This is a genomic window from Streptomyces sp. NPDC046335 (assembly GCF_055587985.1).
Map to the genome: position 1 here is coordinate 15,960 of NZ_JBVJFF010000022.1, position 12,412 is coordinate 28,371.

General features: G+C 69.7%; 12 protein-coding genes, 1 pseudogene and 1 riboswitch. Of the genes and pseudogenes, 4 read left to right on the top strand and 9 right to left on the bottom strand.

The annotated features are described in order from the left end of the window. Positions 1 to 9 precede the first annotated feature (9 nt). The gene (locus tag ACZ6JY_RS37950; protein ID WP_447036983.1) at positions 10 to 717 is read left to right on the top strand and encodes a DUF4191 domain-containing protein; all 708 of its coding nucleotides are present in this window, start codon (positions 10 to 12) and stop codon (positions 715 to 717) included. A 159-nt stretch (positions 718 to 876) separates the two neighbouring features. Here the strand turns inward: ACZ6JY_RS37950 and ACZ6JY_RS37955 are convergent, their stop codons facing one another. Then, complete coding sequence (locus tag ACZ6JY_RS37955; protein ID WP_469203685.1) at positions 877 to 1,344, bottom strand: RDD family protein; 468 nt, start codon at positions 1,342 to 1,344, stop codon at positions 877 to 879. A 225-nt stretch (positions 1,345 to 1,569) separates the two neighbouring features. On the opposite strand from ACZ6JY_RS37955, the gene glnA reads away from it, so the two are divergent. Continuing rightward, entirely contained in the window at positions 1,570 to 2,979 is a 1,410-nt protein-coding gene (glnA, locus tag ACZ6JY_RS37960; RefSeq protein WP_469203844.1) for a type I glutamate--ammonia ligase, read from the top strand. 179 nt (positions 2,980 to 3,158) lie between these two features. Next, positions 3,159 to 3,734, top strand: a pseudogene (locus ACZ6JY_RS37965) (transposase); the annotation flags it as partial. A gap of 478 nt (positions 3,735 to 4,212) precedes the next feature. On the opposite strand, the gene ACZ6JY_RS37970 reads toward ACZ6JY_RS37965, so the two are convergent. Next, entirely contained in the window at positions 4,213 to 4,479 is a 267-nt protein-coding gene (locus tag ACZ6JY_RS37970; protein ID WP_469203687.1) for a hypothetical protein, read from the bottom strand. A 190-nt stretch (positions 4,480 to 4,669) separates the two neighbouring features. Between ACZ6JY_RS37970 and ACZ6JY_RS37975 the strand changes: the two genes are divergently transcribed. After that, positions 4,670 to 5,401 carry an XRE family transcriptional regulator gene (locus tag ACZ6JY_RS37975; protein ID WP_469203688.1) on the top strand — a complete coding sequence of 244 codons (732 nt, stop codon included), beginning with the start codon at positions 4,670 to 4,672 and terminating at the stop codon, positions 5,399 to 5,401. A 285-nt stretch (positions 5,402 to 5,686) separates the two neighbouring features. Here the strand turns inward: ACZ6JY_RS37975 and ACZ6JY_RS37980 are convergent, their stop codons facing one another. From ACZ6JY_RS37980 to ACZ6JY_RS38010, 7 genes are all read right to left on the bottom strand, one after another. Continuing rightward, on the bottom strand, positions 5,687 to 5,929 hold the full coding sequence (locus ACZ6JY_RS37980) for a hypothetical protein (protein ID WP_469203690.1): 243 nt from the start codon (positions 5,927 to 5,929) through the stop codon (positions 5,687 to 5,689). Between the two features lie 709 nt (positions 5,930 to 6,638). Continuing rightward, the gene (locus ACZ6JY_RS37985) at positions 6,639 to 7,406 is read right to left on the bottom strand and encodes a metallophosphoesterase (protein ID WP_469203846.1); all 768 of its coding nucleotides are present in this window, start codon (positions 7,404 to 7,406) and stop codon (positions 6,639 to 6,641) included. Positions 7,407 to 7,582: 176 nt separating this feature from the next. Further along, positions 7,583 to 8,377: an ABC transporter ATP-binding protein gene (locus ACZ6JY_RS37990; RefSeq protein WP_469203692.1), complete on the bottom strand. Its 795-nt coding sequence runs from the start codon at positions 8,375 to 8,377 to the stop codon at positions 7,583 to 7,585. 38 nt (positions 8,378 to 8,415) lie between these two features. Continuing rightward, complete coding sequence (locus ACZ6JY_RS37995) at positions 8,416 to 9,438, bottom strand: FecCD family ABC transporter permease (RefSeq protein WP_469203694.1); 1,023 nt, start codon at positions 9,436 to 9,438, stop codon at positions 8,416 to 8,418. A 59-nt stretch (positions 9,439 to 9,497) separates the two neighbouring features. Further along, on the bottom strand, positions 9,498 to 10,508 hold the full coding sequence (locus tag ACZ6JY_RS38000; protein WP_469203848.1) for an ABC transporter substrate-binding protein: 1,011 nt from the start codon (positions 10,506 to 10,508) through the stop codon (positions 9,498 to 9,500). Between the two features lie 150 nt (positions 10,509 to 10,658). Continuing rightward, positions 10,659 to 10,844: riboswitch (cobalamin riboswitch) on the bottom strand. A gap of 7 nt (positions 10,845 to 10,851) precedes the next feature. Beyond that, complete coding sequence (locus ACZ6JY_RS38005; RefSeq protein ID WP_469203696.1) at positions 10,852 to 11,280, bottom strand: VOC family protein; 429 nt, start codon at positions 11,278 to 11,280, stop codon at positions 10,852 to 10,854. A 5-nt stretch (positions 11,281 to 11,285) separates the two neighbouring features. Continuing rightward, positions 11,286 to 12,146, bottom strand: coding sequence for an AraC family transcriptional regulator (locus tag ACZ6JY_RS38010; protein ID WP_469203698.1), 861 nt, complete (start codon positions 12,144 to 12,146; stop codon positions 11,286 to 11,288). Between the last annotated feature and the right edge of the window lie 266 nt (positions 12,147 to 12,412).

The window sequence follows — 12,412 nt, forward strand, 5'->3', positions numbered from 1 at the left end:
CTCAGCAGCATGGCGAGGAAGGAATCCACCGCGGCGGATGCGGCCGCGGAGCCAGGGCGACTCAAGCAGATCGCTCTGACCTACAAGATGACCCGTCGGGCCGACTCAAAAATCGGTCTGATCATCGCGGCTGTGGGAATCGTCACCTTTGGTGTCTTCCTCGCGATCGGCTTCTTGATCGGTCACCCCGTCTATCTGGGCATTCTCGGCTTCCTGCTCGCCTTCCTCGCGATGGCGATCGTCTTCGGACGCAGGGCCGAGCGTGCCGCCTTCGGGCAGATGGAGGGCCAGCCCGGAGCGGCGGCCGCGGTGCTCGACAAGATCGGCCGGGGCTGGACGACGACCCCAGCGGTCGCGATGAACCGCAGCCAGGACGTGGTGCACCGCACCGTCGGCAAGGCCGGCATCGTCCTGGTGGCCGAGGGCAACCCGAACCGGGTGAAGGGCCTGCTGGCCGCCGAGAAGAAGAAGATGGCCCGCATCGTGGCGGACGTGCCGGTGCACGACGTCATCGTCGGTACCGCCGAGGACACGGTCTCCCTCAAGAAGCTGCGCACGACGCTCCTGAAGCTGCCGCGCGTGCTCACGGGCCCGCAGGTCACGGCCACCAACGACCGGCTGCGCGCCATGGGCGACCTGATGTCGAACATGCCGCTCCCGAAGGGCCCCATGCCGAAGGGCATGCGGATGCCTCGCGGCGGCCCGAAGATGAAGTAGCGTCCCGCTTCTCCCACGAGCGGTCTCGCGAGAGTCGCTACGAGAGTCTTGACGGCGAAGGCCCCGGAACCTGTTCGGTTCCGGGGCCTTCGCCGTGTTCGGGGGCTTCGCCGTGCTCGGGGGCTTCGCCGTGCTCGGGGGCTTCGCCGTAAGGGGTACTCAGATCCGGATCTGGACGGCGCGGGCGAGGCGGTCGTGCAGGCCGCGGCCGTCGCGGTCCCAGATGAGGGCAGGGATCGCGACGCAGAGCAGGACGCTGCGGATGAGCACGCGTCCGATGCCGAGCCGTCCGCCGCCCTCGGCGACCAGGCGCAGCCGGAAGAGGGCCTTGCCCGGCGTGCAGCCGACCGTGCCGACGGTGAGCACGCTCAGGACGAAGAAGATGCCGAGCGCCCAGTTGCCCATGGCCTGCTGGTCACCGCGGGCGAACAGACCGTATGCGATCAGCATGCACAGGCCCCAGTCCACAGCGATGGCGCCGATGCGGCGGCCGGGCCGCGAGATCGATCCCGGCCCCTCCTCCGGCAGACCGAGCTGCTGGCCCCGGTACCCGAAGTCGACTCCGGCGTCCTCCGCGGCCGCGCGCGGGCCCGACAGCCACGATCCGATTGCTTGCCTGTTGTCCACCCGTCCACGGTACTGCGCGCGGGTGCGTACGGGACCGGGCGGGGTAGGCGACGGGGGAAACCCGGCGGCCGGTGCCCCCGGGCCGGTTAACTTCGGCGAAACAAATGGGTCACGCTTGAGAAATCCCCCGTCCTTATGGTCGGGTCCCAGCGTGTGCCACCGCACTGGCCGCACAATGAGCTGCAACCCCGTCCCGCCCCGGGCGGGAGTAGGAGGAGTTGGATGTTGTTCCAGAACGCCGACGACGCGAAGAAGTACATCGCGGACGAGGACGTCAAGTTCATCGACGTCCGCTTCTGCGACCTGCCCGGTGTCATGCAGCACTTCACGATCCCGGCGGCGGCGTTCGACCCGGACGAGGAGCTGGCCTTCGACGGTTCGTCGATCCGTGGCTTCCAGGCCATCCACGAGTCCGACATGGCGCTGCGCGCGGACCTGTCGACCGCCCGGGTCGACCCGTTCCGCCGCGACAAGACCATCAACATCAACTTCTTCATCCACGACCCGATCACGGGCGAGCAGTACAGCCGTGACCCGCGGAACGTGGCGAAGAAGGCTGAGGCATACCTGGCCTCCACCGGCATCGCCGACACCGCGTTCTTCGGTCCCGAGGCCGAGTTCTACGTCTTCGACAACGTCCGCTTCCAGACGTCGGCGAACGAGAGCTTCTACCACATCGACTCCGAGGCCGGCGCCTGGAACACCGGTGCGGTCGAGAACAACCGCGGCTACAAGGTCCGCTACAAGGGCGGCTACTTCCCGGCCCCGCCGGTCGACCACTTCGCCGACCTGCGCGCCGAGATCTCCCTGGAGCTGGACAAGAACGGCCTCCAGGTGGAGCGCCAGCACCACGAGGTCGGCACGGCAGGCCAGGCGGAGATCAACTACAAGTTCAACACGCTGCTCGCCGCGGCCGACGACCTGATGCTCTTCAAGTACATCGTGAAGAACGTCGCCTGGCGCAACGAGAAGACCGCGACCTTCATGCCGAAGCCGATCTTCGGTGACAACGGCTCGGGCATGCACGTCCACCAGTCCCTCTGGGCCGGCGGCGACCCGCTCTTCTACGACGAGCAGGGCTACGCGGGCCTCTCGGACATCGCGCGCTACTACATCGGCGGCATCCTCAAGCACGCCCCGTCGCTCCTGGCCTTCACGAACCCGACGGTGAACTCGTACCACCGCCTGGTCCCCGGCTTCGAGGCCCCGGTCAACATGGTCTACTCGCAGCGCAACCGCTCCGCGGCCATGCGTATCCCGATCACGGGTTCGAACCCGAAGGCCAAGCGCGTCGAGTTCCGCGCGCCGGACCCGTCCTCGAACCCGTACCTGGCGTTCTCGGCGCTGCTGATGGCCGGCCTGGACGGCGTGAAGAACAAGATCGAGCCGCCGGAGCCGATCGACAAGGACCTCTACGAGCTGGCCCCCGAGGAGCACGCCAGCGTCGCCCAGGTCCCGACGTCCCTCCCGGCCGTCCTCGACGCCCTTGAGGCGGACCACGAGTACCTGCTGGCCGGCGGCGTCTTCACCCCCGACCTGATCGAGACGTGGATCGACTACAAGCGCACGAACGAGATCGCCCCGATCCAGCTGCGCCCGCACCCGCACGAGTTCGAGCTGTACTTCGACATCTAAACCGCGGGACCGGGTGGCCTGGGTGATCGGGGGAATTCCCGTTCTCACCGCACTCATCAAGTGGCAGTGAAGGGACCGGTCGTGGGGGGGGGGGGGGGGGGGGGGGGGGGGGGGGGAGGGGGGAGGGGGGGGGAGGGAGGGGGGGGGGGGTGGGGTGGTGGGGGGGGTTCCGCCCCCCCCCCCCCCCCCCCATTCATGGCGGGGGCGGGGGGTTCCTTTTTTGCCCCCCCCCCCCCCCCCCCCCCCCCCCCCCCCCCGCCCCGACTCGGCCTCAAGGAGCGGGGACTGCCCTACGTCCCGTCCTGGCAGCGGAGGCGGGTGCGGAGCGGTTCGCCGAAGTGACCTGGCGGCAGGGCAGTAAGGGCGCGATGAGCTCACGGTTCGCGGTGCTGACTGTGCGGCCCGCGAGCGAGCAGCCCCTGGCCGCAGCCAGGAGGCGGGCGGCGGCCACAACCGGTGGGACGTCCTGCCCACCCAGACGCTGCTGGTCGAGCGGCCGCACGGCCAGGACGCTCCGCCGGATCACTGGATCTCGAATCTGCCCGCCACCACACCGACCGCCGACCTGGTGCGGTGGCCAAGATGCGCTGGCGGATCGAGCACGACTACCGCGAGCTCAAACACGGCCTCGGCCTGGACCACTTCGAGGGCCGCACCTGGCGTGGCTGGCACCACCACGTCATCCTTGTCACCGCCGCCCAGGCATTCCTTGCCCTCTCAGGCGGCTCCACCCAAAAGCCCACACACCGGCCTGACCGTCTACCGAGCGATGCCAGCGATGCACGCACGCAAGGCAACCCCCTCGACGCCGACGCCGGCACGTGGGCGGCCGACATGGTCCGGGGCCTGCCCCCGATGACCCGCGACCAAATCCTCACCATCGAGGTCTACCGCCTCGCGTTCCCGTGGTTGCCGTGGAGCCTGGTGAAGGACCCCGCCGCCTAGGCCCGCACACCACAGCGCCCCCGCTCCTGCGCCGTCAGGAACGGAGGCATCTGCGTGGGCGACGGGACGTCGGGGATCACCGCCGCCCGGCTCTAGGGAACGGCCTCTTCCTCGTAGCGGACGTAGCCGAGACTGTCTCTGGCGGATGTGCGGACAGCGGCATGACCCGCATCACGAATCGGCACACTCCGCACAGGTAGATGATGCGCCCGCCGACGCTCGCCGCGTGCTCGATGGCGACGGCCACCGCGTCGCTCGTCTCGTCGTCACACTCGCGGCAGACCTGGATCACGACGGCCGCCTCACAGTGACGGGGGCGCATACGATCTCGTCCGGCGCGGCCAGGCGGACGTGCTCCGGGCGGACCTCGCTCTCGCGGCCTCCCATCGGGGGCCTGATCTGCACGAACGGACCGCAGGCACCCATGAGCCTGCCCAGGCGCCGCCTGTTCTCGTCGATGACCAGCGCGCCGACGCCCAGCTCTTCGACCACGGCCCTTGCCGCTGCTCCGGCCACCATTCCCTGTACTTGTCCCCGACCGATACTGTCGACCATGTCGACGCTCCTCCAAGCGTTGGCCACGCCTCCGGACGTTCGCGCGTCGCGGGGGTCTTTATCTCGATCCTGAACCCCCGTCAGGGACGTATCTCGCCGTTCCTGAGGACAGTTGGAACGCCTGGGCGCTACCTTGAAGAAGGCCCAAATGTCTCGGGGGACTACCTTGAACACAGCCTTGCGATCAGCTATGGATTCGGCCGGACAGTCGCCGCGCCGATTGGCTGCGCGCCTCGGGGTAACCGGCAAGACCATCGAGCGGTGGCTGTCGGACGAAGACCTGGTTCCGCACGCACGGAACAGGCAGGACGCCGCAGAGGCGTTGGGAGTGGACGAAGAGATGCTGTGGCCCAAAGTCGTCAAGGAACGGATCAAAACAGGGGGCGACCTGGAGATCGTCCAGTCGTACGCATACCGGTCCGCCGCGCCATCGTCGCTATGGGCAGACCTCACACAGAACGCGGCCCACGAAATCCTCTTCGCGGGCTACACGAACTACTTCCTGTGGAGCCAGGTCCCCGCCTTCTCCGAGATGCTGCGCCGTAAGGCCGCGTCCGGCTGCCGCGTCCGCTTCCTGATCGGCAACCCAGAGGACGAAGTGACGCGGCATCGCGAGTCCATCGAGGACACTGCCCTGAGCGTCTCGACGCGCTGCCGGATCACCCTGGAGGCGCTCGGCCGGCTGGGGACCGTCGAAGGACTCGAAGCCCGCTTCAGTGCACCGGAGGACGCGGCGAACCACGTGTCCCTGTCGGTCTTCCGCTTCGACGATCACGCTCTCGTCACGCCGCACCTGGCTCGCCTGGTCGGTCATGACTCTCCGCTCCTGCACCTGCACCGCCGCGCTGACAGCGGCATGTTCGACCGCTTCCGCGATCACGCTGAGGAGCTGTGGGAACGCGGCGTCCCGGTCACCCAGTGATCGCCTAACAACGGGCGCGTAATGCGCTGCAACGGGGGGCGTTGCAGGGTGTTGCGCGCTTGGTCCACTGCGCGAAGAGCAACGCAACAAGGTGCTTGGTGACAGTGAAGAACGAGGCGCTCACGGTCACACCGGGAAGGGATCAAGGACCTGACCCGCACGTTTGCCCGTCTGCACCAAGAATCGACAGAGGGAAATGCGGGCGATAGGCGCACAGGGTCCTCCTGGCATGCACTCCTATTCGCAGTGCAAACAAGTCCGCAAGCCACTTGAGGCGGACTTCACTCAGGAATAGCACCACGCCCACTGGTCATGCCCAGTCATGAGTGCGGCGATCCGACGCCGTGGAGAAGGGGCGCCGGGGATCATGCGGTTGTTGGCCGTCGCTGCCGCATTGACCGAGCCATCCATGTTGCTCAGTTCGTTCATGGCATTGGTCAGCGGATAGGGAGGATTGCCGGCCAGCTCGGGGAACTTGAGTGAGCCGTAAAAGCGCTTGTCTGCGGCCCTCGGTGCGTTCGGCGCCATGCCCTACGAAGGCCCTTAGCGGCAGGTGCGCAGGCAGTTGATGTGCGTCCTTTCGCCAGCATTCGCCACCCCGGAACTACGGGCTGCGCTACTGGAGCGCCCGCTACGTTGCGGAGAGCCCGATGCGTTCTCTCCCTGCACGCCCACCTCGACCAGGTGGGTCCCAACAAGGTTGGGAACGACGAGAGACGGGAGATCGGGCGAGATGGAGCGATCAACGCGACGGAGGAAGTGCCGCAAGCGAAGCCAGTTACCGGACTGGGTTCAGCTCGCGACCCTGCTCCTCACTGCGGTCACTGCCATCGCGGGGTGTGTCGAGCACTTTGCGTGACACGTCAGGGAGAGTCCGGACGGCTGGTGGGGCAAGCGAGCCCGACCGCTTTCCACTCGGCCGGACCCGCCTGCGGCCCTGCACGGGGGCCTGGCCTCGGGGTGCTTCCCGGGGCCAGGTCCTATGCAGCGCCGGAGCCATCCAGCTCCTCAACGAGCAAACACCAAGTCGACGGGAGCATCAAGCATCCGCAGCCCCGTCCATGATCAATATCATGGCGCAATGCCGTCGCGAACCCCTGGCGTTAGGGGGTGGCGCGGGCCTCACCGGACATAGATCTTTCAGAATGCACTGGTGACAGCCCTGCAAGGGGTGGCGAACCCTGGCGTATAGCGTCGTTGGCGGCCGACGGGGAGGAGTGAGGGCGGCCGGACCGGCTCAGGTGAGAGGGATGACGCGGTAGTGCGTCGTCAGGCGGCCGTCCTGGTCCAGGACGTGGAAGGCCACTGCCGGGGGCAGGTCCTTGTGTACGTGGTGGGTCGCGTGGGTCTGGTGTTCCCAGGGGAGGCGGAGGGTCGAGACCACGCCTGGGGCCACCAGGAGGGGTTTGCCCGCGAACGTCGTTGCCGCGGCGGTGTGTGCGTGGCCCGCCAGGAACGCCGTCACGTTCGGGTGCCGGGCGGTCAGGGCGGCCAGGCGCTCCTCGTCGAACTGGCGGATCTCGTCCACGTACGGCGTGTGCAGCGGGACCGGTGGGTGGTGGAAGGCGATCAGCGCGGGGACGTCGGGGGCCTTTGCCAGTGTGTCCGACAGCCACCTCAGGGTCTCGTCCTCCAGTCTGCCGTGGTGCTTGCCGGGGACCGACGTGTCGCACAGGGCCAGGACGAAGCGGTCCGTCACGTACGACTGGTTGACCGGGGCCTGGCTCGTGGGCTCCGCCAGCAGGTGTTCGCGGTGGGCGGGGCGCACGTCGTGGTTGCCGGGGCAGGTCAGCAGGGGGTGGCGGGTGGCGAGGAGTTTGCGGGCCTCCGCGTACTCGGACGGAGTCCCGTGGTCCGTGACGTCGCCGGTGACTATCACCGCGTCCAGGTCGTAGGGGAGGTCGTTGAGGTAGTCCATCACCGCGCGGATGCGGGCCTTGCTGCGGCCGCCGTCCTCGGGACGTGTGTCCAGGTGCGTGTCGCTCAGGTGGGCTATCACCGACACCGCCGCCGACAGCGACTCCGCCTCCGCCTCCGCCGACTTCATCCGCGCTTCTGGCATCGCTTCTCGTTTCTTCCGTGCGGTTCTTCTTGCTTCTTCCGGGGAATCTACGGGGCCGAGTTGGGTGCGTTAAGGGCCAGTTGGGCGCGTCTGGCCTGGTTGCGGGCGGCGCTGCGGGCTCAGGCGCGCAGGAAGCGGACCGACGGGGCGCCGGTCTCCCCCGGGGTCACCACCGCCCGTACCCCGTACACGTCCGCGATCAGCTTCTCCGTGATCACCTCGGCCGGAGTGCCCGTCGCGTACGCCCTGCCGTCCTTCAGGATCAGCAGGTGGTCGCAGAACATCGCCGCCAGGTTGAGGTCGTGCAGGGCGATCACGCTGGTGACGGGGAGTTCGGCGACCAGCGTGAGCAGGTCCAGTTGGTGCTGGATGTCCAGGTGGTTCGTCGGCTCGTCCAGGAGGAGTTCGCGGGGTTCCTGGGCCAGGGCCCGTGCGATCTGGACGCGCTGGCGTTCGCCGCCGGAGAGGGTGTGCCAGGACTGGGTCGCCCGGTCCACGAGGCCGGTGCGGGTCAGGGCCTCGGTCACCGCCCGTTCGTCCTCGGGTGACGGGGCCGACCATGCGCGGCGGTGCGGGATGCGGCCCAGGCGGACCACATCTCGTACGGTCAACTCGACCTGGGTCGTGGCGTGTTGTTCCACCACCGCTATGCGTTGCGCCACCGTGCGGCGCGGGGTGTCCGGCAGGGGCCGGCCGTCCAGGGTGACGATCCCGGAGGCCGGGGCGAGGACTCCGGCGAGGATGCGCAGCAGCGTGGACTTGCCCGAGCCGTTCGGGCCGAGGAGCCCCACCGTGGCGCCGGGCGGCGGGGCCAGGCTGACGCCGTCGACGACGAGACGGCCGCCGGCCTCCCGGGCCACGCGTTCGGCGCGCAGACCTTCCCCGGCCGAAGCCCCCAGACCGGCCGAAGCCACCGAAGCTGCCGGAACAGCCGAAGCCCCCGTCCCGGACCTCACGACACCCTCCGCGTCCGGTAGAGCACCGCCACGAACGCCGGTACTCCGATGAGTGACGTCACCACGCCCACCGGCACCTCCTGGGGGTCTAGGGCCGTGCGGGCCAACGTGTCCACCCAGACCAGGAAGACCGCTCCGGCGAGCGCCGTCACGGGGAGCAGCCGGGCGTGGCCCGAGCCGACGAGCGCGCGGGCCGCGTGCGGCAGGACCAGGCCGACGAAGCCGATGGCGCCCGCCGAGCTGACGAGGGCCGCGGTCAGCAGCGCCGTCACGCAGAGGAGGACGAGGCGGGTGCGGGCCACCCGTACGCCCAGTGTCGCCGCCGCCTCCTGGCCGAACGCGAAGGCGTCGAGCGTACGGGCGTGGCCCAGGCAGATCAGCAGCCCCAGCGCGAGCACCGCGCCGCACATCCAGACGTCCGTCCAGCCGGCCCCGCTGAGCGAGCCAAGCAGCCAGAACAGCACGCCACGGGTGGTCTCGGCGTCGCCCGCGGTGAGGATCACGAACGACGTCAGCGCGGAGAAGAGCTGCATGGCGGCCACGCCGGACAGCACCACCCGGTCCGTGGAGCCGCCCAGAGTGTGGCTCAGGAGCAGCACCAGGGCGAACGAGCAGAGCGCCCCGGCGAAGGCGCCCGCCGAGATCGACAGCGCTCCCCCGCCGACGCCGAGGACCACCACCGCGACCGCGCCCGTGGACGCGCCCGAGGACACCCCGAGCACGAACGGATCGGCGAGCGGGTTGCGGAGCAGGGACTGCATGACCGCCCCGCAGACCGCGAGGCCCGCGCCGCAGACCGCGGCGAGCAGGGTGCGCGGCATCCGCAGGTTCCAGACGATGCCGTCCCTGATCGGGGTGAGCCGCGTCTCTCCCCAGCCGAGGTGCGCGGCCACCGCCGACCACACGTCGGCCACGGAGATGTCGGCGGGGCCGATGGTGACGGCCACCGCCACGGAGAGCACGAGTACGGCGGCTCCGGCCGGCCACAGCAGGCTTCGGCGCAGCAGAACCCTGCGCATCAGGCCCCGGCGCAGCAGACCCAGGCGAGGCAGCTTCCGCGCCACAGGAGCGGCGGACGTCACTTGACGAGCCCGAACTTCCGCAGCCCGGCGGCCACTTGCTCGATGCCGTCGACGGTACGGATCGTGGGGTTCATCGCCTGGCCGCTCAGCAGCACGTACCGCTTCTTCTTGACGGCGGTCAGGTTCTTGGTCGCCGGGTTGGACTCCAGGAACCTGATCTTCGCCGCGGCGGACTCCGCCGACTGCGACTTGCGGGTCAGGTCGCCGATGACGAGGACGTCGGGGTCGCGGTCGGCGACGGTCTCCCAGTTGATCTGGGGCCACTCCTCGTGGGTGTCGTCGAAGACATTCTCGGCGCCGAGCTCGCGCGTGATGATCCCGGGGGCGCCGCAGCAGCCCGCCATGTACGGGGCGTCGGAGTTGGCGAACCAGTAGAGGAGGGAGGTGTCGGAGGCGTCGATGTCCTCGGTGGCCCTGGCCACGCGGCCCTTCAGCTCCGCCACCAGCTTCTCGCCGCGCTTCTCTACGCCGAAGACCTTAGCCAAGTCCCGTACCTCGCCGTAGACGGTGTCCATGGTGAGGGTCTTCACGCGCTTGCCGTCGCCGCCGCCGTCGTTGTCCTTGCCCGCGCAGTCGCTGGGCGAGACGTAGACGGGGACGCCGACGTCGGTGAACTTGGCGCGGTCGGCGACGCCGCCCTTGCCGACGGTGTAGAGGAAGGAGGCGCTGACGAAGTCGGGCTCCTTGGAGAGGACCTTCTCCATGGCGGGGTAGCGGTCGGCGAGCCGCTCCACCCCGGCGTTGTCCTTCTCCAGATTCTTCAGGACCGGGTCGGTCCAGGTGCCGGTGCCCGCCATGCGGTCGGCGAGGCCGAGGGAGAGCAGGATCTCCGTGGAGCCCTGGTCGAGCGAGACGGCTCGCTGCGGCGGGGCCTTGACCTCGGTCTTCTCGCCGCAAGAGGCGACTGTCACGGGGTAGCCGTCCCGCGCGGCCCCCGCCGTCCTCGCCCCGTCGGCGGAACCGCCGCCGCAGGCGGTCAGCGTCGCGAGCACTCCCGCGCAGCACAGGGCGAACGGGACGAACCGGTTGAACGGGGAGGACAGAGAGAGCGGGGGAAAGGGGAACTGAAGTATTCGGGCTTTCGAGGACACGTGATCCCTTGAGTCTCACGGCTCATACGCGGAGCCTGGCCTGCGTCACGGCCCCTGCCGCCCGGTGTGCGGGCAGAGGCGCCAGCAGGTCTTCGGACTCGGGATCGACCGGGCGGAGCGCCTTCCCGGGCGTCCGTGGACGCCCAGTGGCCATGTGCTCCGCCCGTCCCCCTCACCGCTGCGCGTCAGTTCCGGATTCGCACCGGATTCCCTGGCCCAGGTGTGGGTTTGACTGGCTTGCGCAAGTTATCACGCGGGCTCAGGGGGTCTTGCCGGGCCTCGGCTCCCCGCGGTAGGTGCCGAAGAACCAGCGGTTGCCCTCGGGATCGGCGATGCCGAATTCGCGACTGCCGTACGGTTTGTCCTCGATCTCCCTGATGATCTCCACGCCGGCCTCGGTGAGGCGGGCGTACAGGGCGTCCACCTGGTCGGTGACGACGTAGGCACCGGAGGCGCCGGGCTTGCCGCACGCGCCGTCGGCCGCGGCCGGGTCGTACGAGCCGAGCATGATGCCGCCGCCCTCGGGCCAGTCGAGCTGGGCGTGGGCGACGCGGCCGCCGTCCTCGTACACGGCGGTGCGCAGGAAGCCGACGGTGCCGACGAAGAAGTCGATCAGGGCGTGGGCGTCCTCGGCCTGGAGGGTGGGCCAGATGGTGGGGGCAGGTGTGGTGCTCTGGGTGGTGTCCATGTCTCTTACTCTCCGTCCGGCGCGTGCGCCCCGGCTTGGATATTCCGGCACTCTTCGGCCAGCCAGCCGGTGGGGCTCGCTCCCGTGTACTGCCGGAAGTCCCGTACGAGGTGGGAGTGGTCGTAGTAGCCGCAGTCGGCCGCGGTCCGTGCCAGGTCCTGCGGGGCGCCCTTCGCGGCGGCGCGGGCCACGGCGGCCTTGGCGTGCTGGAACCGCATCAGGCGCGCCGCCTGTTTCGGGGCGAGGCCCGTCTCGGCGCGGAACAGCGAGGTCAGGCGGCGTTCGCTGAGCGCCACGTGGCGGGAGAGGCCGCCGAGGGTGCCCGCGCCGCGGTGCCTCGCCAGCCAGGCCCAGGCCTCGGCGACCTCCGGGCGTACGGAACCGGCCGCCCGGTCGTCGGCGGCGCGGCGGCGCAGATAGGCGGAGAGGGCGGCGAAGCGGTCCTCCCAGTCGTCGAGCTCGCAGAGGTGCTCACGGAGCTCGGCGGCGCGCTCGCCGAACACGTCCGTGCCGTGGACGACGAGCTCACCGGTCAGCGCGGCCGCGGGCAGGCCGAGGAGCGCGCGGGCCGCGAGGGGGTGGACGGCCAGCTGGATGCCGGCCTCGTGCTCGGGCTGGACGACATGGGCGGGGCGCTGGTGGAGGCCGCCCACGATGATGTCGGTGCGGATGGCGTTCGCGCCGGTGGCCTGGGCGGGGGTGTGGCCGGTGGCGATGGGGCCGTCGAGGGAGAAGATCACCGTCAGGTACGGGGAGGGGAGGCCTCGGTGCAGGGCTGGCCTCTGGCCTGTGGTGCGGTAGCCGGTCGCTGAGATGACCATGCCGTCCAGCGGGGGCACGGTCTGTATGAACTCCCTGGAGGCCATGGGTCCAGTATGCGCGGCCGTTTCTGGCGGGGCCTGGCCGGTTTGTTCTCTGCGGGTCGTGGGGGGCGTTCGCGCAGTTCCCCGCGTCCCTTGGCGGGGCCTGGCCGGTTTGTTCTCTGCGGGTCGTGGGGGGCGTTCGCGCCGTTCCCCGCGCCCCTTGGCCGGGGCCTGACTGGTTTGTTCTCTGCGGGTCGTGGGGGTTTCTCGCGCAGTTCCCCGCGCCCCTACCCGGGGGCTGGCTGGTTTGTTTTCTGCGGGTTGTGGGG